Source organism: Pseudomonas sp. S9, assembly GCF_000222125.1.
GTDB classification, from domain to species: Bacteria; Pseudomonadota; Gammaproteobacteria; order Pseudomonadales; family Pseudomonadaceae; genus Aquipseudomonas; species Aquipseudomonas segetis.
The window spans coordinates 415,589-438,019 of the sequence record NZ_AFFX01000005.1 but is presented as its reverse complement, the minus strand read 5'-3'; the positions used below and the strand labels follow the sequence as shown (position 1 = coordinate 438,019).

Genomic DNA, 22,431 nt, shown 5'->3' with positions numbered 1-22,431 from the left:
GGTCTTCCCACCCAGCGCGAGGTAACGCGTTGCGGGTGTTGCTAGGTCGGCGCGGGTGTGCACCTCATCTCTACTGAGCTAAAGCCTGCTTGCGGCTGACTCCACTACAGCGAATGTTGGATTGTTGGGATTGGAAGCCTTTAAGTCAAGCAATCTGTGCATGAATCGACAATCTTCTGCTCCGATCTGGCGCAGGATGACGCCCGGGCATAATTGGTTATAGTAATCTTAGCTTTCGCAGTACTTCACTAAGGAAACAGCATGCGCCGTATGATTCTCGCCACCAGCCTGCTACTTGCTATCAGCTCGACAGCGATGGCCAGCCAGGTCTATAAGTGGGTTGACGCCCAGGGTGTGACCCATTTTGGCGCGCAACCGCCACAAGGCCAGCAAAGCACAACAATCAATACCGCAGTGCCTACCCCATCGGGCAAGCCCGCGGTAGAAGACCCTGCCCCAACCTTCAACGACATCGCCGACCCCGAGCAGGCCGAAATCGATAAAAAGGTCAAGCAGGAAGTAGCCGCCAAGGAAGCCGAGCGCAAACAGTACTGCACGGACGTGCGAACCAGCCTCGCGCAAATTGAGAACAATCCGCGGGTACGCATTGAAATTGATGGTGAAGTTCGACGCATCACCGAAGAAGAGCGCCAGCAGCGCATTGCTGAAACCAAGAAAGCCATCAGCGAAAACTGCCAATAAGCTTGGCAGTTTTCTTGGTTAACCCAGCGCCGGCGCGACTCAGTTCGTGCCGGTCAGGATTTCGTCAAACTCGCCGAGCAGCTTGATCAGCACACGCGCCTGAGCATTCCCGACGCCATACACCTGCTCTGCCATCGGCTGAATGCCAGAGACGGCTGGCAATGGCGCACCTTGCTCAAGCATGATTTTCATACGCGGCAAGAAGATCCATTGCAGCCACTGCTCAAGCGGCATGCTGTCTACGCAAAATGGCTCTGGACTGGCCATTGCCTTATCGCTTGGTGGCAACTCGGTCCACCAACCTTGCGTGCGCAACTCACGCTCAATCAACAGCAACTGTTCGGCAATTTCAACTGTGCGCGCGTCCATTACAGCGCGACCTTGGCGCGCTCACGGGCTTGCGCAGCGCCAGCAGGATCGCCCTGCTTTTCGCGGGCCTGGGCGACCAGATCCCACAGACTCGCCTGCAACTGAGGACGACCGCCGGCATAGCTCAGGCCGCGACGCGCGAACTGTTCCGCTTGTGCAGCATCACCTTGAGCCAGGCGAACCTCGGCCAGGCGATAAAGCACCTGCGGTTCTCGCGGCGCGATGCGCTGGGCACGCTCCAGGCTTGAGGCTGCGCCATCCAGATCACCACCGCCCTGCTGCTGCTGGGCCGTTGTCAGCAAGGCCAGCACCGGGCCATCCAGCTGCTCGTCTGCCGATAAACCGCCCGCCGCACCTGATGGGGTAGCGCTATTGTCGGTTGGCGCTTGTGGCGCGCTGGGCTGCGAATAGATGTTGCTGCCTGCGGAGTCGTTGGTAATGGGGCCGGTGGTGATTGGCCCCGGGGTAATTGGCGAAGTCGTCAATGGCTGGTTGCCACCCCCGGCACCGGGCACCATCACCACTACACCAGAGTCCTGCGGCTGAGCTTGCGGAGCATTAGCCGGTGCAGCGCCACCGCCGACACGATCCATACGGTTGGCGGAGGCTGGAGCGCCGGCGTCGACCACTGGAATCGAGCCATTGGGAACACTGGCGCAACCTGCCAATACTGCCGAAGCTGTTATTACTGGAATCAACCACTTAATCACGTTACGCCCTCTTGCCTTAATTCATCCAGCCACGAACCCAGTCCATGACTGAGTCAACCGGCGCCTGAATACCACATCCAGGCCCTGGTGCTGGCTCGCTGCCACGAATATACGGCATCTGCACGGCATTCGGGCAGCTGGAATCAGAACCTTGGCCGGTCTTTGCATCTATCCATGCCTGCACTACGTTATCAGGCTGCGGCATGTCCAATGGCAAGGGATCTGCTTTAGCCATAAAGCTGGTCCACACCTGCAACGCCCCGGTCGCGCCGGTGAGCGGCGTTGGGCCGTTATCGTCACGGCCCAGCCAAACAACGGCCAGAACATCCTGGCTGAAACCGGCAAACCAACTGTCACGGGAGTCGTTACTGGTACCAGTCTTGCCCGCCAGGTTCAGCGAACGTGGCAGCCTGCTGTAAACCGAACGTCCGGTCCCTTCACGCATCACGCGCTGCATTGCGCTTTGCAGCAAGTAAATCGAACCGGCATCAAAGCGCTGCTGAATCTGGAATGGGTAGCGCTTGAGTGGCTCACCTTCAGCAGTCAACACGCTTCGAATAGCACGCAATGGCGTATTGAAGCCGCCATTGGCGATGGTCTGGTACATGCCGGCAACTTCCATCGGGCTCAATGAACCTGCCCCAAGCAACATCGAGGGGTAAGCCGGCCACTCACGCTCGACACCAAGGCGCGCTAATGTTTTGAGCACATTGGGCACACCCAGTTCCAACCCCAGCTTGGAAGTCGACAAGTTGTATGAGTTGACCAGGCCCTGATACAGATAAATGGTGCCATGGGATTTGCGGTCATAGTTCTGCGGACGCCACACCTGCCCATCCTGGCCCTTGACCGAGAACGCCTGATCCTTGATGAAGCTGGTCAAGGTGTACTGGCTTGGACGCTCCAGAGCAGTCAGGTAGACAGCGGGCTTGACCAGCGAGCCGATGGGACGCACTGCATCAATCGCACGATTGAATCCGGCAAAGTTACGCTGGCGTCCACCCAGCAAAGCCTGGACTTCACCAGTTTCCGGGTTGGTTACGACCATGCCCGCTTCAACCTTGTCGACCCCTTTGCGTCCAGACAGGCGCTTGAGTGTTTCACTGAGTGAGTCCTCGGCCTTGACCTGCATGATCGGATCGAAACTGGTAAAGATGCGCAGGCCTTCTTCGGTCAAATCCTCATCGCGATAGTCCTGGCGCAACTGGCGCTTAACCAGATCAAGGAATGCCGGGAACGAGCCATTAGACATGTTGCCGCGCGTGGTCACCCCCAAAGGCCGGGCCTTGGCTGCGGCTGCCTGCTCAGGGGTTACCACACCTTGGGCGGCGAGCAGGTCAAGAATCATGTCGCGACGCGTCTTGGCGCGCTCGGGATGGCGACGCGGATTGTAGTAAGTGGGGCCCTTGACCATGCCAACCAGCAACGCGACCTGTTCCAGGTGCAGCTCGGACAATGGCTGGCTGAAAAAGTACTGGCTGGCCAGACCAAAGCCATGGACGGCGCGATTGCCATCCTGGCCGAGGAAGACTTCGTTGAGGTACGCCTCGAGGATGTCTTTCTTGTCGTAATGCAGCTCAAGCAGCACGGCCATCATCGCCTCTACGGCTTTACGCGTGAGGCTGCGCTCGTTGGTCAGGTAGAAGTTTTTCACCAACTGCTGGGTCAGCGTACTGCCGCCCTGACGTAACTGGCCTGAGGAAGCATTGACCCAGATCGCTCGGGCAATGGACTTCGGCGATACACCAAAGTGATTGAAGAACTCGCGATCCTCAACCGCCACCAGGGTTTCCACCAGATAAGGCGGAACCTGATCCAGCTTGATCAACACACGGTCTTCCTGATGCGCCGGATACAAGCCGCCGATCAGCATCGGCTCCAAGCGGGCAACCGCCAGCTTGCCACCATTGGCCTTGGACAGGCCGGCCACATAGTCACCCGAGAAGCGCACCCGCACGTGCTGCGCAGGCTCGGCACCTTCATAGAACTGGAAGCCGCGTGAATACAGTTCGATATTGTTACCCGCGACGGACACGCCACCCGGCCCATCAACGGATTTTTCACGCCGATAGCCCAGCGCGTCCAACTCCTTGAGGAAATCGGTTTTCGCCAGTTTCTCACCGACGAACAACTCCAAAGGCCTGGCATAGACCTTGGCGGGCACGGTCCAGCGCTTGCCGGAGAATTTCTCCTGCACCACTGCATCAAGGTAAACCGCAAAGCCTGCAAACACTACCAAGCCAACCAAACCGAGCTTTACAGCCCAGCCAAGCCAGGGACGAGTGCCGCGAGAGCGACGTTTAGAACGGGAACGGGAAGATTTAGGTCGAGTCATGGCGCGGCATTATACGCATTTTGCCTGCCACAAGCAGGCGCTACCCAGCGGTTTGCAGACTGGCATTCAAAGGCCATAATGAGTGCCACTATTTGTCGTTTAAAACCAAGGACCCTCCGTGAGCCAAGCCCTGATTGAAGCCCTGCAGAACCCGGCCTTGTACCCGCACCCGGTCGGCAGTTTCCAAGTAATAGAGACGCATATTTCCTGGGTTTTGCTCACTGGCGAGTACGCCTACAAGATCAAGAAGCCGGTTAACTTTGGCTTTCTCGACTTCACGCAACTGAGCGACCGCGAGCACTTCTGCGGCGAAGAACTACGCCTCAACCAACGTCTAACCGAAGGTTTGTATCTCGAAGTGATACCGGTTTGCGGCAGTGTCGAGGCGCCCAACCTGGCAAATGACGGCCCTGTTATTGAATACGCGCTGAAAATGCGCCAGTTCCCGCAAGACCAGTTGCTCAGCGAAGTACAGGCTCGTGGCGAGCTCAGCGAGGCGCACATCGACGAACTGGCCGAAAAAATAGCTCAATTTCACCTGAGCGCCCCACAGGTTGCACAGGATCATGACCTGGGAACGCCAGAAGCGGTGATGACCCCGGTGTTACAGAATTTCGAGCAGGCACGCCCAATGCTCTCGGAAAAAGCCGACCTGGAACAACTCGACGCGTTACAGGCCTGGGCTGAAACCAGCTATGAACGACTCAAGCCTTTGCTGGCCAAGCGCAAAGCCGATGGTTTTATTCGTGAATGCCATGGTGATATCCACCTTGGCAACATCGCCATTCTTGATGGTCATGTCACCCTGTTTGATTGCATTGAGTTCAACCAACCCTTTCGCATGACTGATGTCATGGCGGACGTTGGCTTTCTGGTCATGGACCTCGAAGACCGTGGCCTCAAGTGCCTTGCGCGCCGATTTGTCAGCAAATGGCTTGAATACACCGGCGATTACGCATCGCTCGAACTGCTCAACTTCTACAAGGCCTACAGGGCGATGGTCCGCGGCAAAGTCAGCCTGTTCCGCCTGGGGCAAGAGCAAAGCGCGGTGCAACGCAAGGTCATTTTGCGCCAGTACCGCAAATACGCTGCGCTGGCTGAAAGCTACAGCTCTATTCCTTCGCGTTTCCTGGCCATCACCCATGGCGTCTCGGCGGTTGGCAAAAGCCAGGTTGCCATGCGCATGGTCGAAGCGCTTGGCGCCATTCGCCTGCGCTCCGATGTCGAACGCAAACGACTGTTTGGCGAACAAAGCGAGGCCCAAAAAGGCCAGCAGGATCAGGGTATCTACGATCAAGACTCCAGCATTGCCACTTACCGACGCCTGCATGAGATTGCCGATGCGGCTCTGCATGCAGGCTTCCCGGTCGTCATTGATGCGACCTACCTCAAGCTGGAACAACGCCAGGCGGCGATGCAGGTTGCAGAACAAACCGGCGTGCCGTTTTTGATTCTCAGCTGCAACGCCCCCACCGAGGTGATTGCCGGCTGGCTCAAGCATCGCCAGCAGGAAGCCAAGGACCCTTCCGATGCGACTATGCAGGTTATCGAAGCCCAGTTGGCCAACCGTGAAGCGCTAACCGCCACGGAACGGGTCAACGAGCAATGCATTGAAACCAATGACAGTGCCAGCCTGGACAGCTTGGTTGCACGCATCCGCCAGCGCTTGCCTGGCCTGTAGCAAGCAGTCGATTACCGGGGCAAGATGCCCCGGTAAGCAGCAACCAGAACCGCCCCTGCCCCTGACACCGGTTACCTCTTCTGCCCCCTCGCCTGCATGGCATCCAATAAAGGACAGATGTCGCCGCGCGCCCGCACAAGCCCCAAGATGTCAATTCGCCACACATTTCTCAGTGTGCCGCTACACTTTCGTTCAAGTACACAAAGGCGATAGCTGCTAATCGCACATGGGCGGCGCCATGGAGGCTCAATGAACGACGAGCTGCAACACTTGAAAAACTTGGGGAAAACGTCTGCCCAATGGCTACATGCCTCGGGTATCCACAGCGCCAATGACTTGCGCAGGCTCGGTGCAGTCAGTGCATACCGGGCGGTAAAGGCACGGGGTTTCAGGGCGTCCAAAGTGTTGCTTTACTCAATCGAGGGTGCACTGCTGGACGTCTACTGGAACGAACTGCCAGAGGACCACAAAGCCAAATTAAATGGCCAACTAGACGCAGGAAGCTCGCGCAATAAGAGCTAGCTCACAACCTCCGCCAAGAGTGATTTACCAAAACGGCTGCCCAGCATATTGTCGGAGGGATGTTCGTGCGTTTATGCCTGCCAAGCCAGTTCAAGGAATCACATTATGTATCTACTCGGGGAGCAACCCGCTTACGCCGACCAGTTGATCAACCGACTGCAGAGTATTCCCAGTCAATTGCTCGAAGGTTTGGCCCCCTCAGGCGAGATCATCCATGTGGAACAAAGCGATGACTTGAGTGAGCATCTACCCGACAACACACTATTTGTCATTGAAAATGGCTTGCTTCACGCACTGGTAGATGAACGCCCCCTGTTCTACCTGCAAGAAGGCGATCTCCTCGGCCTGCGCCAAGGCCTAGACCTGCCAAGCTGCCGCTATAGCTGCGATGAACCCCTGAGCCTGATCCCCTATTCACGCAGCGAAGCCTTCAAGCACATCCATGCCGACCCGAGTCGCCAGGACTTGCTGATCCAATACCTGATCGGCCACACCGCACTGCTGTCAGATGCCCTGGCGCGCTTGAAGCAGCCGGAAATTCGCCCCTCTACCGGCTTCCAGCATTTTGCCGCCGGCGAAGAACTGATTCACCAGGGCGACGAAGCCGAACATGTATTCGTGATTATCGAAGGCCATGCCGAGGCCTTTGTTGACGGGCAAAAAGTGGGGGATGTGCAGAAAGACGAGATATTCGGTGCCATGGCTGTCTTCACTCACGAACCACGCAGCGCCACGGTTATTGCATCTGAAGCCTGCACCGTCATGCTGATTCCCAAAGACCAGTTCCTCAGCCTGATGCAAAGTAACCCGCGCATTGCCCACAGCCTGATAGAAAACATGGCCAGGCGCATCGACCTGCTTAATAAAGAAGTCACCCAGCTGCGCTTAAGCAACGAAGCCTAGTCTTTCAGGCTAAAGCAAAGCCGGCCAAGCGCCGGCTTTGCTGCATCTGGAACATGCAAAAACACCCACGCCCAAAAAACTGATTGCGACAATTGACATGATAATGAGAATTGTTATTATTAACTCAACTGGTCGCGAGATCAGCCGATACGCTCTAGAGGCCTTCAGTCGGACTCTCCAGCTTATCTCCTCATCAGGCTAATCACGGTTATTGACCCGGCACTTTGCCGGGTCTTTTTTTGCCTGCGCAAAGGCCTTTGAAATTAATTTGCCCAGACTGTTGACTTGATAATGAGAATTGTTATTATTCAAGCATCTGGTCGCGAGATCAGCTGATAAGCTCAGGAGTTCCTCAGTCGGACTCTTCAGATTATCTCCTCATCAGGCTAATCACGGTTATTGACCCGGCACTTTTGCCGGGTCTTTTTTTACCAGGGAAAAAGCGCCCGCATCAGGCTAGCCGTTAAGCCATCAAACGGAGCCTGATCAGGGAATGATTGCCTGGTGGGCAAGCTTCGCGTTGTCGCACCCTACATGCGGATCTCCATGCTAGCGCTTACGCATTTCAGCACAATAGTCCTTATCCTCGACCGCAGCGGTATACCAGACGTAATCCGCCTGTTCGGCGCTAACCGCTTTACCCACTTCACTGAAAATCAGTACTGCGCTGGTCGCGGTATCGCCCAAGTCACGCAAATGCACAGGCACGCCCAGGTCGCGGCGTGCATGGAAGGCTCCGGCCAGCAAGATCGTCGGTTTATCTGCCTGTTGCAGGCCCACGGCCATGCGCCGGTCACGCTGCTGTTGCACCGCCAGCATGGCTGGCAACTGGCTGTCGGGAAGCAAGCCGCAATGGGACTCGCGGATTTGCTCAAGCAATGGCTCCCGCACTGCGGCAGAGCTTGAAGCCGAGCCACTGAGTTGCGGCTGCTTGCGGTAGATCTGCATCATCTCGTCGCGGTTCAGGTTGGCGGCCAGCACAGGCGCAGGTTGCGCCAATGCATAACGCACAATGGGCCCGTACATGGACCAGTCCCAGCCGTCCTGCCAACCCAGGGCTTTGGGCAAGTCCGCTATTGGCTGGCCCTCACCTGAAGCAGCTTGTGCTTGATCAACCGCCTGTTGCTGGCCGCTGGTGAGCATTTCCATGAGGACGCTGCCCTGCTTACGTTGACTGGCGAGAGCACGCAATAGCCACAACTCCAATGCGTGATGGTCGGGATTATCATGCTGCTCGCCAACCAGCACCTGGTCGACGCCCGAGAGCCGCTCAACCAGTTCGCTCGCGGTCAATGTCCGTCCACTGCGCAGATCCTCGATCTGCCCCAGGTTGCTGGCGTCTCGCCCTTGTGGACTTTGCCAGTCAGGCAGCGGTGCCAATGCAGCCTGACAACCGGCAAGCAGGCCGATACAGATCAATAGCCCCAATCGCATACCAGGTCCTTATCGTGCAATCACCAATGGGTGGCCCCGTTCTGGGTGCTGTTGGATCAACACCTCAAGGCCAAATACATCACGTAGCGGCCCGGCCTGGAGCACCTCTGCCGGACTGCCAAGCAAGCAGGCCTGGCCACGGTCGAGCAGTAACAGCTGATCACAATAGCGCGCTGCAAGGTTCAGGTCATGCAAGATCACCATTACCGCTGCGCCGCCTTCGGCAAAGGTGCGCGTGGCCTGCAATGTGGTGTGTTGATGCAGTGGATCAAGCATCGAAGTGGGTTCATCGAGCAGCAGGGTTTGCCCTTCAACACCGGGCCACAACTGGGCGAGCACACGCGCCAAATGCACCCGCTGGCGCTCGCCGCCGGACAACGCCAGGTAACTGCGCCCCGCCAAATGCGCAGCATCCGCAGCGGCCAGGGCCTGGCCGATAATTTCCATATCTCGTGCTGCGCCACTGGCATGTGGCAGACGGCCCATTGCCACAACCTCCTCGACCAGAAAACCAAAGCTCAACGTTGAACTCTGCGGCAGCACGGCCAGGCGCCGCGCCCTCTCGCTACCGGACCATTGCGCCAGGCGCTGCTGGTCGAGGTAAACCTCACCCTGCGCCGCCTCAAGTTCGCCGCTCAATGCGCCGAGCAAAGTACTTTTACCCGCCCCATTGGGGCCAAGCACACCAAGCACCTGGCCAGGTTGCAGCTGCAGGGTAATACCGGATAGCACGGTACAAGGGCCGCGCCTGACCGCTAAATTCTCGGCTCGCAACATCAGGCACGTCCTCTCAACAATAAATACAGGAAGAACGGCGCACCGATCAGCGCGGTCACTATGCCGATCGGCAACTCTGCCGGCGCCAGCACCAGGCGTGCCAACAAGTCGGCAAAGAGCAATAGACTCGCCCCCCGCCAGTGCCGAGGCAGGCAAAAACAGGCGATGGTCCGGCCCAGCCAACAAGCGGACCAGATGCGGAACAACCAGGCCGATAAATCCAATCATTCCAGCCGCCGCCACCGCTGCGCCGACACCAAGGGCGGTACAGAGCACCAGTTCACGCTTGACCCGCTCGACATCAATGCCTAGATGCCGGGCCTCGGACTCTCCGAGCAACAAGGCATTCAATGCACTGGCCCGGCGCGGAAGCCACAAGCCAACGCCAAGGGTGACAACCAGCAATGGCCACAGGCGCGGGTAGCTGGCGCCATTGAGGCTGCCCAGGTTCCAGAATGTCAGGGTGCGCAGCGTTGCGTCATCGGCCAGGTAGGTAAACAGGCCAATGGCTGCGCCAGCCAAGGCAGTCAGGGCAATGCCCGCCAGCAACATGGTGCCGACATGGGTAACGCCATCGCGTCGGCCCAGCCGATAGACCATGGCGGTCACCAGCAAACCGCCAGCGAATGCACAGACCGACAACAGATAGGGGGAAATAGCCGCCGGAATCCCGCCGAGCATGGCACCACCGACAATCGCCACTGCTGCCCCCAGGGCCGCACCACTCGACACACCGACTAAACCGGGGTCGGCCAGGGGGTTGCGAAACAGGCCTTGCATCGCCACCCCGCACAGCGCCAGGACACACCCCACTGCCGCGCCCAACAGGCTGCGCGGCATGCGGATCTGCTCAATGATCAACTGCGCCTGCTCGGCACCTGCGACAGGAAACCCCAGCAGATTAAGCAAGGCTTTAGCGGTATCGGCGAGGGACAGGCTGACCGGCCCCAAAGCCAGGGATAAGCTGAATGCGCACAACAGCAACACGCCCAGTGCGATAAGCAATGGACGCGGTTTGACAACTAGATTCATGGGGTCAACTTGGCGTCGGCGGTCAAAGGTTGGCTCTCAGGATAAAAGGCTGCGGACAAGGCCGCCAGTCCATCCGGCAAACGCGGCCCCAAACCACCCACCAGCAGCGTCGGGTCCAGCCCAATAAGACGCCCATGCCGTGCCGCCCGAGTCGCGGCCAATCCTGGGTTTTGCTTGAGCAAGGCTTGCTTGGCCTGCTCGCCCTCAAGGCTACGGTCGGCAATCACTATAACCTGCGGGTCCAGCCCAACCAGCGCCTCGCTGGACAGGGCCTTATATCCCTGGTGACTGGCCAGATTGATGCCACCCGCCTGCTTGATGAGCCAATCTGCCGAAGTATCGACGCCACCCGCCATTGGGCTGCCGCCGCTATGCCCCAGCAGCAACAATACGGTCGGCGCGGCTTCATGTGCCTGCGCCTGACTCACCCACTGCTGCTGGCGTTGCAGGCGCTGTTGATAAGCGTCGAATACAGACTGCGCACCTTTGGTATCGCCCAATAATTGACCAATACGTTGCAGGTTGGCTTGCAATGCCGGTAACTGCGGACTGACCGATACACGCTCGATATCAACGCCCGCAGCCTGCAACTGAGCAAGCACGGGCGGCGGCCCCATTTCATCGCTCCCGAGCAGTAAGTCCGGTTTCAGCGCGAGAATGCCTTCGGCGGCGAGTTGACGTTGATAACCGATGCTTGGCAGTTCTCGCAACGCAGCCGGATGCTGACTGGTGGTGTCGACCCCGACCAGCTTCGACTCACCGCCCAGCTCGACCACCCACTCGCTGATCGAACCACCCGCACTCACCCAGCGCTGCGGCAATGGCTCTGCCTGGGCGATCCCCCAAAACATAACGCCTGCCGCCACACTCAAAACAAACCCGCCAATACCTATGTTCATAAATCCCATGCCACCTGTCCGCTTGAGGCGCCTGCTGACACCGCTGCCAAAAATCAATGGAAACTAGTGCGTTGCCGCTGGTAGCGACTCAACCAGTTCACGCCAGGTTCTAAGTTCCGGGATGCCCGGCTTGCGTGCGCCAAATAGCTGGATGACCAACTCGCCCTCGGCATCGAAGGCTTCAAGGCTGGTGATAACACCATCGCTGCTGGGTTTACGTACACGCCACAACTCGGTGATAGCTGGCGTTTTGAGGTGCAGATTGAACTCCGGGTCCAGTACATTGAACCAGGTATCCATCCACCGTAACTTGCTGATCGGCCCGGAATGAATCTGGATGCAATGACGGTTGCCAACAAACACCATGATGCCGATGTCGCGCTCCCCCGCCAGCTCCAACGCGCGGGTCAACTCGCTCGGGTCCAGAGATTCAGCCCATTCATTGCCCGCTAGGCGCAGCGCCTGGGTCCGCGCAGCACCGTATTTTTTCAACAAGGCAAAAAAATGGTGGGTGTCTTTAAGTGCAGACCAGCCCTGACGTAACCCTTGCTGATCAATCTCGCTGTCTGGCCTTACAACCAACGGCTCAGGTCGCGCTTGCAGCTGTAGCTCGGCACTTTGTTGCGGGGCTCGGAAACGCTCGACCAAAGGCTCCCAGGCAGCGAGTTCACTGGTATCAGTGAGAAATACCTTGTGGATCGCCATGCCTTGATGGTCGAACACCTGAATACTGCGCTGAATGCCTTTGTCAGTCTGCTCGGCGATAGCAAATACACTGTTCCATCCACCCAGAAACAAGCGCAGATCAATATCCGCCGACACCACCAGGCCCATTTGCCCGCCAGCACTCACGGTCACCTCGCGATAAAAGCCTTTGCGCTCATGCACGCAATGCTCGTTGCGGGTTAAAGCCATCACATAACCCAAGTCGCCCAGTGCCGGCAGCAACTGCGCCCAGTCAGGGCGCAATCGCACGGTATCGACAGCCAATCGGCTGGCAACCAGTTCAGCCTCACTGACACTCAAGTGCGCAGCCGCATCGCGTGCGCGCAGTCGAGGCTGAGCGCCACGTAGTTGTTGCCAGTTTCGATATAGATCACAGACCTGTGACGAGTTGAGATTACTCATGACTGAACGGCTCCTAATGAACGGTTTTTCCACTGCCGCACGACGAATGTCTGCGCCAGCAAAGGACGGTTGGCATTTTTTCTTTACTAACTAGATTTGATAATCATTTGCATTAGCATATCAATCTCATTACTGTTTGCGCAAATTCCAACAAGCACTCACAGAAGCTGCCCAACACACCTTTAGGAGTTTTCATGTTTGCTACAGCACCCTTCCCCTTGCGTTCATACCTGGCGCTTATGTTGCTCGGCCCTTCCTTAAGCCTTGCGGCAACAGAACCGGCCAAACTCGCCGACACAGAGGTCACCGGGACACCCATACAAGCGCCTTTGCCGACCACCACACGCACCGATGCCGAAGCGCTGGACAAGCGTTTTATTCGCAGTTTTGACGACCTGGGGCGGCGCTCGGAACCGGGGGTAAATTTCAACCGCAACAATGAGAGCATCAATATTCGCGGGCTTGACCGCGATCGTGTGCTGACCACAATCGACGGGATTCGCGTGCCCTGGATGACGGATGGCGCACGCAGCCAGGGGCCAACTGGCGGTGCCCAGGGCGGCTTGGATGCAATTGATTTCAACAGTTTGTCGGCGGTGGATATCGTTCGCGGCGCCAACTCCAGCCAGGCAGGCTCAGGCGCCCTCGGTGGTGCAGTGCAACTGTTCACCCTCAACCCGGATGACCTGCTCAGCGAAGGACAAGACTTCGCAACCCTGGCCAAAACCGACTACGACAGCGCAGACAATAGCTGGGGGCTCAATGCAGCGCTGGCGGGCCGCTACAACCACACCAAATGGTTACTGCAAGCAGGCAAACGCCAAGGCGACGAGCTCGAAACCTCGGGGAACGACAACCTGCTGGGCGCCGGACGCACCGAGGCCAACCCGGCAGATGTCGACCGGCACAATGCCTTGCTCAAGCTGCAGCAAGGCTTCGATGGTGGTCACCAGCTAGGCTTCACCGCCGAATACTTCAAGCGCGAAAATGACATCGACACCCGCACTGGCCAAGGCAGTACTTATCTGGCCGGTGAAAACAGTACCCAGGAAGACACCAAGCGCCAACGCCTGTCGCTGGACTATGACTTCAAGGCACAAGACAGCGACGGCTGGCTCGACCGTGCCCATGCAATCACCTACTGGCAGAAAATCGAGCGTGAAGACGACCAGGATGCCGTGCGCGCCCTCGATTCCCGTGCAGGTATTCCCGACTTTGTATTCCAGATGTTTGGCTTGCCAGAAAACCCCTACAAATACCCAAGCGGGGTTTTCCAGCGTAACAACCGTATCGAGAAAACCCTGTATGGCTTCACTGGTGAAGTGGGTAAAAAAAAGCAGTTGGTGGGCCTGGATCATGACTTCAGCCTGGGCGGCGAACTGTATTGGATCGAAACCCAGCAAGCCTCAAAAGGCCAGGATAACTGCCCGGCCAACCTGGTTTCACCCTCACCGAGCTCACCCGTCTACATGGGCCCGAGCGCGTGTGATTTCCTGCACACCAACCAGGCCGACAGCCCTGAAGCCAAAGGCCGCCAATGGGCAGTGTACGCTGCAGATGAAATCAGCTTTGCCGATGGGGTATTCAAGCTGACCCCGGGCTTGCGCTACGACGCCTATAAAGTCGAACCCGACGCAGGCGGCGACTACGCCGATAACGTCAACCCCAATAACAACTCGTCCCTTACCGACAGTGATGACAGCAAGCTGTCCGCCAGCCTGTTGGCCACCTGGCAGGTGGCCGAGCAAGCGCTGCTTTATGCGCAATGGGCGCAAGGTTTCAAAGCACCGGACGCCACCCAGTTGTACATGAACTACGGCGCCTCGGGTACTTATCTGCGCGTGGGCAACCCGGATCTCAAGCCAGAAGAAAGCAACGGTTACGAGGTGGGCGGCCAATTCGGCAACAACCAGTTGGGCGGTTCGCTGAGCCTGTTCGCCAACCATTACAAGAACTTTATTGATGAAGGCGTGCTGCTCGACAGCCAGCAAGTTGCCGATCTTGGCCTGGATGCCGCTGATTATCCATTCGGTGTGACCCGTACTGAAAACCGCGACAAAGTGCGCATCTACGGCGCCGAAGCGACCGCACACTGGGGCTTTAGCAAGGACTGGAAACTTTGGGGTGCAGTGGCCTGGGCGCGTGGCGAAGACCGCAAGACCAATCAAGACCTGAACTCGGTTGCGCCGCTGACCACCACCCTCGGCCTGAGCTACGAGCATGAGCGCTTTGGCAGCGACTTGATGCTGACCGCAGCCAGCGCTCGCGACAAGGTCGAGACAGACGCCGACTTTAAAGCCCCGGGCTACGGTGTCGTTGACATGACCGCCTATTGGCAGCCCGCAGCGTTGGACGGCGTCAAGCTGCAAGCGGGTGTCTTCAACATCCTCGACAAGAAATACTGGAACGCACTGAACGTACCAGACGGCGCGCTCGTCCAACCCGATGACTACTACAGCGAAGTCGGGCGCAGCGTACGGGTGTCGGCCTCCTGGCAGTACTAATGAACCGCGAGAAATGGTGGATAGAAAAGCGTGATCCACCCTACCCGGCTCAACCCAAACGCCGTCAGTAGGCTGTGACAACGCGAAGCTTGCCCACCACGGCGCTACCCAGGCTTTCAAATTGCGCAAGGATGCGCACCCTATTCGCCTCCCCGCTAGATGCGTGATAATGCGCACTAATTGTGGAGAGCCTCATGATCTACCTATGCGCCAGCACGGCGCTTGCAGAAAGCCAGAGCCTTGGTTTTGAAGTGGCAGGGCAACAAATCCTGATCGTGCGCAAGGATGCCCAGCTGTTTGCCTACCGCAACAGCTGCCCCCATCGCGGCGTCCCCCTGGAATGGCAGCCCAACCAGTTTCTCGACAGCAGCGCCAGCTTGATCCAATGCGCAACCCATGGTGCCTTGTTCCTGATCGAGTCGGGCGAATGCGTCACCGGGCCGTGCGAAGGTCAATCATTGGCGACCGTTGACTGCGGTGAAGACGCCCAGGGTATCTGGGTCAAGCTGTGACAGCAGGCTGCGCCAAGACTAAAGCCCAATGACGGGCAAGGGCCGCACCAACGTTATCCCCAAGGGGCTGATATCCACCCCATACGCCAGCACTTCGACGCCAGCCTGCCTGGCTTCAAGCAAAGCAGCGGCATAGGCCGGATCGATTTCACTGGCGGCGCGTACTGCGGTAATACCCGACAGATTGACGCAATAAAGCTGCACCGCACGCACCCCATCCCTGGCCAGGGCGGCTAATTCTCTCAGGTGCTTGGCTCCGCGCTCGGTACGCGCATCTGGAAAAGCCGCCACATCGCTATCGGCAAAGCCCAGGGTAACGCTTTTAACTTCCACGAAGGCAAAGCCTGAAGGGTATTGAAGCCGAAAATCAATCCGACTGCGCTCCTGCCCATAAGGCACTTCGCGCTTGAGCGCTGTAAAACCGCTCAGTTCGGCAATCCGCCCAGCCTGCAGCGCCTCTTCAACCAGGGCATTGGCCCGCGCTGTATTGATACAGGCCAGCCGCCCGTGCGGGGTCTCGCCTATTTCCCAACTACCGGGCAGCTTGCGCTTCGGATCACTGGAGCGGCTAAACCAAATCCGCGCGCCTTCGCTCATGCAATTGAGCATTGAGCCGGTGTTCGCGCAGTGGATGGTCAGCAGCTCGCCGCTGCTGGTTTCGATATCAGCCAAAAAGCGCTTGTACCGGCGCAGCAAGCGCCCTTCCTCAAGCGGCGGATCAAACTGCATGGCCACTCCAGCTTTTTAGGCCACGGCCAATACGTTCGACCGCTTCCTGCAAGCGCGGCAGGCTTTGCGTATAGGCAAAGCGCACATGTTGCGTCGCTTGATGACGGCCAAAGTCCAGGCCGGGCGTAAACGCCACGTGCTCGGAATCAAGAAAGTGCTCGCAAAATGCAAAGGCATCGCCACCAAACGCCGAGATATCTGCATATAGATAGAAGGCGCCTTCGGGCTCTACCGCAATTTTAAAGCCCAGCTCCCGCAATGCCGGCAGCAAGAAATCACGCCGTTTCGCAAACTGTTCGCGGCGTTGCTCGAGAATGTCGATAGTCGCCGGCTCGAAACAGGCAAGCGCGGCATGTTGAGCCATGCTCGGCGCGCTGATGTAGAGGTTTTGCGCCAGCTTCTCAAGCTCGGGCACAGCCGCTTCAGGCGCGACCATCCAGCCCAGGCGCCAGCCGGTCATACCGAAGTATTTTGAGAAGCTGTTAAGCACGAAGGCTTGATCATCGACTTCCAGCACGCTGCTGGCATCCACGCCATAAGTCAGACCGTGGTAAATCTCATCAACCACCAGGTGGCCACCCCGTTGCTTCACCGCTTGCGATAAGCCTGCCAACTCATCGCGCTGCAAGATCGTCCCGGTCGGGTTGGCCGGTGATGCAACCAGGGCCCCGACACTGGAGCTGTCCCAGTGCCGCGCAACCAGCTCGGGCGTCAGTTGATAGCGCACCTCAGGGCCCACCGGAACCAACTGCGCCGCGCCTTCGATCAAACGCAGGAAATGCCGGTTACAGGGATAACCCGGATCAGCCAACAGCCAATGCTTGCCTGGATCGACTAACAGGCTGCTGGTCAATAGCAAGGCACCTGAGCCACCTGGGGTAATCAGGATTCGCTGCGGATCGATATCGAGCCCATAGCGCTGGGCATAGAAACCCGAGATTGCTTCACGCAACTGCACAATGCCCCGGGCCGGGGTATAGCGAGTGTGGCCCGCAGCCAAGGCGGCCTGTCCGGCAGCCACGATAGGCGCGGCCGTGGTGAAGTCGGGCTCGCCAATTTCAAGGTGGATGACATCATGACCCTCCGCCTGCAACTGGTTGGCGCGGGCCAACAGCGCCATCACATGGAAGGGTTCGATCGCGCGACTGCGTGCACTATAGGATTGGGCCATGAAGTTGCCTTGGCAGGTAAACAAACGCTGGAGTCTAACCAACCGACAGGAAAAACGGCAGTGACCTGCGCTGAAAAGCCCTAATACGAAATAAAAACACTTAAATCTTCGGTTTATAAGCTTCTTGTTTAAACAAACGGCGAAAACCGCTGGAAGCCATCTATTACAGGCTTCTACTGCGGATGCAAAAGCGGATTACCAATAAAAACAGAGGCATATATGCCCATCAAGCCCACAAAAGCGTGACGTGCTAGACAACCGGGAGTAGCGCGATGGGTATTGATCTGGTAAGTTCGCCCGCTTGCAGCCGCAGGGCCGACTGAAAGTCGGCAAAGGGATATCATCCTGCGCAGTAGAATTGAGAAAGTGAGAGGCGGTCATCCATGCCCACCAAAGCAAAAGCAAAAAGCGGTCAACTGATCCGTGGCTTCGAACCCTACCAAGAGAGCAAGGGTGAAGAGTACATGGGTGAGCCCATGCGTGCGCATTTTACCGGCATCCTCAACAAGTGGAAGCTGGAACTGATGCAAGAAGTCGATCGCACTGTGCATCACATGCAGGACGAGGCAGCCAACTTTCCTGACCCAGCCGATCGTGCAAGCCAGGAAGAAGAGTTCAGCCTGGAACTGCGCGCGCGTGATCGCGAGCGCAAGCTGATCAAGAAGATTGACGAGACCCTGCAGCTGATCGAAGACGAAGATTACGGCTGGTGTGAGTCCTGCGGCGTTGAAATTGGCATCCGCCGACTTGAAGCCCGCCCAACCGCTACACTTTGCATTGACTGCAAAACCCTAGCGGAAATCAAAGAAAAACAGGTCGGTTCCTGATCTGGAAAACGGGGTGCCAAGGCACCCCGTTTTGATTCTCCCCGTGCCGTTTCCGTCGCGCACACTTGCCTGCATCAGGCTGGCTCGCTCCCATGAATAATCCTGACTACATCGGACGCTTCGCTCCCACTCCAAGCGGTTACCTTCACTTCGGTTCACTGGTCGCAGCCCTGGCGTCCTATCTCGACGCGCGCGCGGTGGGTGGCCGCTGGCTGGTACGGATGGAGGATCTCGATCCGCCCCGTGAAATGCCCGGCGCTCAAGCGGCGATCATGACATCGCTGGAGAACTACGGATTCGAATGGGATGGCGAATTAGTGCGCCAGAGCGAGCGCCATGAACACTACCAGCATGTTCTAGAAAGCCTTTTCAACCAAGGCCTGGCCTACGCCTGCACCTGCTCGCGCAAAGAGTTGGAGGCCTACCAGGGTATCTACCCAGGTTTTTGCCGCAATCTCGGCAAGCCACTCGACAATGCGGCAATCCGCTTGCGCGTACCCGAGCTGAGCTATCACTTTACCGATCGCGTGCAGGGTGAGTTTCGCCAGCATTTGGGCCGGGAAGTCGGCGACATGGTGATTCGCCGCCGCGACAGCTTGTACGCCTACCAACTGGCAGTGGTGATCGATGATGCCTGGCAAGGCATTACCGATGTCGTTCGCGGCGCAGACCTGCTCGACTCAACCCCGCGCCAGTTGTATTTGCAGGAGCTGCTGGGTTTTGCCCAACCGCGTTACTTGCATGTCCCACTGATTATCCAGCCCGATGGCCACAAACTGGGTAAATCCTATCGTTCTCCGCCACTCCAGGCCGAGCAGGCAACCGCCCAGTTGCTTCGCGCCATGCGAACCCTGGGCCAGGCAACGCCGGACGATGCCACGGGCTCCAGCCCCGGCGAATTACTGAAATGGGCGACCCAACACTGGGACAGCAGCCTGATACCGCGCAAGCTAACCTTGGCTGAGGCCCACTTGCGCTAGATACGCCCTATATTCTCAACCACCGCTCTGATACATACACAGGATGCCAGATGAAAACCCAGCTCGAAGAATTGATCAGTAAAATTAGCTCGGGTTGCATGCTCCCTGAAGAAGTGGCAAAGATCGCTGATGAAGCGGCGCAAGCCTATGCCGACCCGCAAGCGTTCCTGGCGGCCAACCCGGACATCAACTATGACGAGAGCTTTCCTATTCCACTGGGCGAATGGGTGGTGATCGGTAGCCTGCCGGAAACCGTGCTGTTTCAGGCCGACAGCTACGACGCGCTGTTCCAGCAGATTGTCGACTCGTTCGGGCCACAGGTCAGCTTTGTACTCAAGCCCAAGCAACTGGTGAAAGTCGAACCGCTGAAAGCGCTTAACCGTATCCAGGTGCAACTCGGCAGCCTCAGCCCGGAAACCAAGGGTTATGTGCTGGTTGACTTGAGCGAGCCGCTGGATGACGAGTTACAGGCAGTACTGGTTTACAGCACTGACCTTGAGCGTGTCATGGCCCTGGCGGTTGAAGTTGGGATCTACGCCGCGCCGTCCTATGAAGCACTGAAAGCGGCGCAAGCCGAACAATAGGCAGCACTGCGCCGATCATTGGTCGGCGCAGCGGTATTGCTAGAAAAGCTATAACTTGCCGTCCAGCGCCCGCAAGAACAATTGACTGTATTGCGCCGCGCTGAATGCAATGGGATTGGTGCCTGCCGAAGCATCAGCCTGGGCCATGCTGCCGACACGCTCGATCTGGGTATCGTCGATACCAATCTCGACCAGGCTGTGCGGAATGCCCAGTTCCTCACGCAGCGCCAGCACCCAGTCAAGCACACCGTTGAACCCCTGCCCCGGCAAATCCAGGTAGCGTGCCAGCTTCTCCATTTGCGGCGCGATCTGGGCCTTGTTCGCCTGCAGCACATAGGGCATCAGCACCGCGTTTAGCAAGCCATGGTGGGCGTCATACAGGGCGCCAAGCGGATGCGCCAGCGCATGCATGGCGCCCAGCCCACGTTGAAATGCCGTCGCGCCCATGCTCGAGGCCACCAGCATCTGCAAACGCGCCTCGACATCATCGCCATGGGCAACCGCTCGCGGCAAAAACTGCTGCACCAGGCGCATGCCTTCGAGCGCAATACCTTCAGCCATTGGGTGAAACAAGGGTGAGCAATAGGCTTCAAGGTTGTGTGACAGCGCATCCATGCCCGTTGCGGCAGTGATCCTGGCGGGCAAGCCCAAGGTCAATTCCGGGTCGAGTATCACCACAGCCGGGAGCATTCGTGCGTGGAAAATGATCCGCTTGATATGAGCCTCGGCATCAGTGATCACCGAGGCACGCCCGACTTCGCTGCCCGTACCGGCGGTGGTCGGTACCGCAACCACCGGCGCCATGCCGGCGACATTCACCCGGTTGCAGTTGTCGCCGATGTCTTCAAAGTCCCACAGTGGTCGGTCTTGCCCAACCATCAGTGCAATGGCTTTACCGGCATCCAAGGCCGAGCCACCGCCAAAGGCAATTACCCCGTCGTGCCCGCCGGCCTTGAACGCTGCAACACCAGCCATGACATTGTCCCCGGTAGGGTTGCCTTTAATGGCCGAGAACACGCCGACATTGAGACCGCTGTCACGGCACTGCGCCCTTGCGGCTTCAATCATCGGCAATGCGGCGAGACCAGGGTCGGTCACTATCAGCGGTGCCTGCATCCCCAAGCTGCTGCAGGCCTGCGCCAATTCGGCGATACGCCCGACACCCACACGCATGGCAGGCGGGTAGTTCCAGTTCATCCGGTACTGATCATGACTCATATCAACCTCACAATTCGGTTTTGAAGTGGAAGGATTTTGCCCGGGTCAGGTGCTCGAAGCCGACACTTGACAAGGTGCAGCCACGCCCTGAGTTTTTCACTCCGGTCCAGGCCAGCGCGGGGTCCAGATAATCACAGCGATTGAGAAATACAGTGCCCGCCTGGACTTGATCGGCCAACGCCATTGCCCCGTCTATATCGCGACTGAAAATTGCCGCAGTCAAGCCAAACTCGCTGTCGTTCATCAGGGCCAGGGCTTCTTCATCATCCTTGACCTTCTGCACCCCCACCACCGGGCCAAAAGATTCCTCGGTCATCACCCGCATGCGGTGGTCGACATCGGTCAGCAGTTGCGGCGCCAGGTAAGCGGTGCCGCGTTTATCCATGGCAAAATCTGCCGGATCAATATGTGCAGTGGCGCCCTGGCGCGCTGCCTCCTCGATTTGCCCACGGACAAAATCAGCGGCCTGGGGCTTGACCAAGGGGCCCAAGGTGGTTTCCGGGTCATCGGAACGGCCCAGCTTGTAGGTTTTGACCAACGCCACCGCCTGTTTGACGAAGTCCTCATACAGCGACTCATGCACATAAATGCGCTCGATCGCGCAACAGGATTGCCCTGAATTGAAAAAGGCCCCGTCGATGGTGGTTTCAACGGCATGGCTCAAGTCTGCATCGGCGCGCACATAAGCCGGGTCTTTCCCGCCCAGTTCCAGCCCGGTGCTGATAAAGCGCCCGGCTGCGGCACGCTCGACCATCGCCCCGCCCGGCACCGAACCGGTAAACGCCACGTGCTGCACGGCGGGAGCCTGTATCAACTTTTCTGTGTCTGCATGGCTCAGGTGCAAATACTGGAAGACCCCTTTCGGCAGCCCGGCCTCATGGAATGCCGCCACCATGCGTTCAGAACACAGTGGCGTCTGCGCGGAATGTTTAAGCAATACCGTGTTACCGGCCAACAATGCCGGGAGCACCGCATTTACAGAAGTGAGGTAAGGGTAATTCCAGGGTGCAATGACCAGCGCGACACCCAGCGGCTCACGACGGATAAACCGAATGAAACCGGCTTTGTCGGGAAGCTGGATATCCGCCAATGCCTGCTCGGCGATATCGGCCATATAACTGGCGCGCTCGACAAAACCTTTGATTTCGCCAGCGGCGTAGCGAATTGGGCGGCCCATCATCCAGCACAACTCTTGCGCCAGCAGGCCTTCTTTAGCGCTAAAGATATCGATCGCCTTGCGGGCAATGGCGATTCGCTCGCTCAAGGGCGTCTGCTTCCAGTGCAGCTGGGCTTTGTCAGCCTGTGCCAAGGCCGCCTCTATTTCATGGGCTGTCGCCAGTTCCCGCTCGACATAGACCGAGCCATCAATCGGTGAAATACATTTCAAGCTAGCCATAAAACACTCCAAAAAGAG

At 58.0% G+C, this 22,431-nt stretch carries 20 protein-coding genes and 1 pseudogene; 9 read left to right on the top strand and 12 right to left on the bottom strand.

Annotation, left to right across the window (positions count from 1 at the left end; all coding sequences use genetic code 11):
• Positions 1 to 261 precede the first annotated feature (261 nt).
• Positions 262 to 702 (top strand): DUF4124 domain-containing protein, encoded by a 441-nt coding sequence (locus tag PSES9_RS0113365; protein ID WP_010487674.1) that lies wholly within the window; start codon positions 262 to 264, stop codon positions 700 to 702.
• Positions 703 to 741: 39 nt separating this feature from the next.
• On the opposite strand, the gene PSES9_RS0113360 is transcribed toward PSES9_RS0113365, so the two are convergent.
• From PSES9_RS0113360 to mrcB, 3 genes are read right to left on the bottom strand one after another with little or no spacing between them, the layout of a single operon-like run.
• Positions 742 to 1,071, bottom strand: coding sequence for a YqcC family protein (locus PSES9_RS0113360; RefSeq protein ID WP_010487672.1), 330 nt, complete (start codon positions 1,069 to 1,071; stop codon positions 742 to 744).
• Positions 1,071 to 1,781 carry a tetratricopeptide repeat protein gene (locus tag PSES9_RS0113355; RefSeq protein WP_010487670.1) on the bottom strand — a complete coding sequence of 237 codons (711 nt, stop codon included), beginning with the start codon at positions 1,779 to 1,781 and terminating at the stop codon, positions 1,071 to 1,073. Before PSES9_RS0113355 ends, PSES9_RS0113360 begins: the two co-directional genes overlap by 1 nt.
• A 16-nt stretch (positions 1,782 to 1,797) precedes the next feature.
• Positions 1,798 to 4,116: a penicillin-binding protein 1B gene (mrcB, locus tag PSES9_RS0113350; RefSeq protein WP_010487669.1), complete on the bottom strand. Its 2,319-nt coding sequence runs from the start codon at positions 4,114 to 4,116 to the stop codon at positions 1,798 to 1,800.
• Between the two features lie 118 nt (positions 4,117 to 4,234).
• On the opposite strand from mrcB, the gene PSES9_RS0113345 reads away from it, so the two are divergent.
• From PSES9_RS0113345 to PSES9_RS0113335, 3 genes are all read left to right on the top strand, one after another.
• Positions 4,235 to 5,797, top strand: a complete 1,563-nt coding sequence (locus tag PSES9_RS0113345) for a bifunctional aminoglycoside phosphotransferase/ATP-binding protein (protein ID WP_010487666.1) — start codon at positions 4,235 to 4,237, stop codon at positions 5,795 to 5,797.
• Positions 5,798 to 6,046: 249 nt separating this feature from the next.
• The gene (locus PSES9_RS0113340) at positions 6,047 to 6,319 is read left to right on the top strand and encodes a TfoX/Sxy family protein (RefSeq protein ID WP_010487664.1); all 273 of its coding nucleotides are present in this window, start codon (positions 6,047 to 6,049) and stop codon (positions 6,317 to 6,319) included.
• Between the two features lie 105 nt (positions 6,320 to 6,424).
• Complete coding sequence (locus PSES9_RS0113335; protein WP_010487662.1) at positions 6,425 to 7,222, top strand: Crp/Fnr family transcriptional regulator; 798 nt, start codon at positions 6,425 to 6,427, stop codon at positions 7,220 to 7,222.
• Between the two features lie 549 nt (positions 7,223 to 7,771).
• On the opposite strand, the gene PSES9_RS0113330 is transcribed toward PSES9_RS0113335, so the two are convergent.
• From PSES9_RS0113330 to PSES9_RS0113310, 5 genes and pseudogenes are all read right to left on the bottom strand, one after another.
• Positions 7,772 to 8,656 (bottom strand): ChaN family lipoprotein, encoded by an 885-nt coding sequence (locus PSES9_RS0113330; protein ID WP_010487660.1) that lies wholly within the window; start codon positions 8,654 to 8,656, stop codon positions 7,772 to 7,774.
• A gap of 9 nt (positions 8,657 to 8,665) precedes the next feature.
• Positions 8,666 to 9,433 (bottom strand): heme ABC transporter ATP-binding protein, encoded by a 768-nt coding sequence (locus PSES9_RS0113325; RefSeq protein ID WP_010487658.1) that lies wholly within the window; start codon positions 9,431 to 9,433, stop codon positions 8,666 to 8,668.
• A pseudogene (locus PSES9_RS23555) lies at positions 9,433 to 10,465 on the bottom strand (FecCD family ABC transporter permease). Before PSES9_RS23555 ends, PSES9_RS0113325 begins: the two are co-directional and overlap by 1 nt.
• Positions 10,462 to 11,316: a heme/hemin ABC transporter substrate-binding protein gene (locus PSES9_RS0113315; RefSeq protein ID WP_425439608.1), complete on the bottom strand. Its 855-nt coding sequence runs from the start codon at positions 11,314 to 11,316 to the stop codon at positions 10,462 to 10,464. The pseudogene PSES9_RS23555 and the gene PSES9_RS0113315 overlap by 4 nt, the downstream one beginning before the upstream one ends.
• Positions 11,317 to 11,427: 111 nt before the next feature.
• Complete coding sequence (locus tag PSES9_RS0113310) at positions 11,428 to 12,492, bottom strand: hemin-degrading factor (RefSeq protein WP_010487654.1); 1,065 nt, start codon at positions 12,490 to 12,492, stop codon at positions 11,428 to 11,430.
• Positions 12,493 to 12,686: 194 nt separating this feature from the next.
• On the opposite strand from PSES9_RS0113310, the gene PSES9_RS0113305 reads away from it, so the two are divergent.
• Positions 12,687 to 14,996, top strand: coding sequence for a TonB-dependent hemoglobin/transferrin/lactoferrin family receptor (locus PSES9_RS0113305; protein ID WP_010487653.1), 2,310 nt, complete (start codon positions 12,687 to 12,689; stop codon positions 14,994 to 14,996).
• 194 nt (positions 14,997 to 15,190) lie between these two features.
• Positions 15,191 to 15,508, top strand: a complete 318-nt coding sequence (locus tag PSES9_RS0113300) for a Rieske (2Fe-2S) protein (protein WP_010487652.1) — start codon at positions 15,191 to 15,193, stop codon at positions 15,506 to 15,508.
• Positions 15,509 to 15,526: 18 nt separating this feature from the next.
• On the opposite strand, the gene sfsA is transcribed toward PSES9_RS0113300, so the two are convergent.
• Both sfsA and PSES9_RS0113290 read right to left on the bottom strand, forming a co-directional pair.
• A complete protein-coding gene (gene sfsA / locus PSES9_RS0113295; RefSeq protein ID WP_010487651.1) occupies positions 15,527 to 16,237 on the bottom strand; it encodes a DNA/RNA nuclease SfsA in 711 nt (236 codons plus the stop codon).
• Complete coding sequence (locus tag PSES9_RS0113290; protein WP_010487650.1) at positions 16,227 to 17,408, bottom strand: pyridoxal phosphate-dependent aminotransferase; 1,182 nt, start codon at positions 17,406 to 17,408, stop codon at positions 16,227 to 16,229. The genes sfsA and PSES9_RS0113290 overlap by 11 nt, the downstream gene beginning before the upstream one ends.
• Positions 17,409 to 17,791: 383 nt before the next feature.
• On the opposite strand from PSES9_RS0113290, the gene dksA reads away from it, so the two are divergent.
• The 3 genes from dksA to PSES9_RS0113275 all read left to right on the top strand — a co-directional run bounded on the left by dksA (position 17,792) and on the right by PSES9_RS0113275 (position 19,799).
• Entirely contained in the window at positions 17,792 to 18,235 is a 444-nt protein-coding gene (gene dksA / locus PSES9_RS0113285; protein WP_010487649.1) for an RNA polymerase-binding protein DksA, read from the top strand.
• 92 nt (positions 18,236 to 18,327) lie between these two features.
• Positions 18,328 to 19,215 (top strand): tRNA glutamyl-Q(34) synthetase GluQRS, encoded by an 888-nt coding sequence (gene gluQRS / locus PSES9_RS0113280; protein ID WP_010487648.1) that lies wholly within the window; start codon positions 18,328 to 18,330, stop codon positions 19,213 to 19,215.
• Between the two features lie 50 nt (positions 19,216 to 19,265).
• Complete coding sequence (locus PSES9_RS0113275; protein WP_010487646.1) at positions 19,266 to 19,799, top strand: hypothetical protein; 534 nt, start codon at positions 19,266 to 19,268, stop codon at positions 19,797 to 19,799.
• Between the two features lie 48 nt (positions 19,800 to 19,847).
• On the opposite strand, the gene PSES9_RS0113270 is transcribed toward PSES9_RS0113275, so the two are convergent.
• Positions 19,848 to 21,017 carry an iron-containing alcohol dehydrogenase gene (locus PSES9_RS0113270; RefSeq protein ID WP_010487644.1) on the bottom strand — a complete coding sequence of 390 codons (1,170 nt, stop codon included), beginning with the start codon at positions 21,015 to 21,017 and terminating at the stop codon, positions 19,848 to 19,850.
• A 7-nt stretch (positions 21,018 to 21,024) separates the two neighbouring features.
• On the bottom strand, positions 21,025 to 22,413 hold the full coding sequence (locus tag PSES9_RS0113265) for an aldehyde dehydrogenase family protein (RefSeq protein WP_010487641.1): 1,389 nt from the start codon (positions 22,411 to 22,413) through the stop codon (positions 21,025 to 21,027).
• Positions 22,414 to 22,431: the final 18 nt, after the last annotated feature.

Coding starts and splice junctions, on each gene's coding strand:
- PSES9_RS0113360 (WP_010487672.1), bottom strand. CDS start 1,071: ATGGACGCGCGCACAGTTGAAATTGCCGAACAGTTGCTGTTGATTGAG.
- PSES9_RS0113325 (WP_010487658.1), bottom strand. CDS start 9,433: ATGTTGCGAGCCGAGAATTTAGCGGTCAGGCGCGGCCCTTGTACCGTG.
- PSES9_RS0113335 (WP_010487662.1), top strand. CDS start 6,425: ATGTATCTACTCGGGGAGCAACCCGCTTACGCCGACCAGTTGATCAAC.
- PSES9_RS0113365 (WP_010487674.1), top strand. CDS start 262: ATGCGCCGTATGATTCTCGCCACCAGCCTGCTACTTGCTATCAGCTCG.
- PSES9_RS0113290 (WP_010487650.1), bottom strand. CDS start 17,408: ATGGCCCAATCCTATAGTGCACGCAGTCGCGCGATCGAACCCTTCCAT.
- PSES9_RS0113275 (WP_010487646.1), top strand. CDS start 19,266: ATGAAAACCCAGCTCGAAGAATTGATCAGTAAAATTAGCTCGGGTTGC.
- PSES9_RS0113315 (WP_425439608.1), bottom strand. CDS start 11,316: ATGTTTTGGGGGATCGCCCAGGCAGAGCCATTGCCGCAGCGCTGGGTG.
- PSES9_RS0113305 (WP_010487653.1), top strand. CDS start 12,687: ATGTTTGCTACAGCACCCTTCCCCTTGCGTTCATACCTGGCGCTTATG.
- PSES9_RS0113300 (WP_010487652.1), top strand. CDS start 15,191: ATGATCTACCTATGCGCCAGCACGGCGCTTGCAGAAAGCCAGAGCCTT.
- PSES9_RS0113330 (WP_010487660.1), bottom strand. CDS start 8,656: ATGCGATTGGGGCTATTGATCTGTATCGGCCTGCTTGCCGGTTGTCAG.
- PSES9_RS0113340 (WP_010487664.1), top strand. CDS start 6,047: ATGAACGACGAGCTGCAACACTTGAAAAACTTGGGGAAAACGTCTGCC.
- PSES9_RS0113265 (WP_010487641.1), bottom strand. CDS start 22,413: ATGGCTAGCTTGAAATGTATTTCACCGATTGATGGCTCGGTCTATGTC.
- sfsA (WP_010487651.1), bottom strand. CDS start 16,237: ATGCAGTTTGATCCGCCGCTTGAGGAAGGGCGCTTGCTGCGCCGGTAC.
- mrcB (WP_010487669.1), bottom strand. CDS start 4,116: ATGACTCGACCTAAATCTTCCCGTTCCCGTTCTAAACGTCGCTCTCGC.
- PSES9_RS0113310 (WP_010487654.1), bottom strand. CDS start 12,492: ATGAGTAATCTCAACTCGTCACAGGTCTGTGATCTATATCGAAACTGG.
- dksA (WP_010487649.1), top strand. CDS start 17,792: ATGCCCACCAAAGCAAAAGCAAAAAGCGGTCAACTGATCCGTGGCTTC.
- PSES9_RS0113270 (WP_010487644.1), bottom strand. CDS start 21,017: ATGAGTCATGATCAGTACCGGATGAACTGGAACTACCCGCCTGCCATG.
- gluQRS (WP_010487648.1), top strand. CDS start 18,328: ATGAATAATCCTGACTACATCGGACGCTTCGCTCCCACTCCAAGCGGT.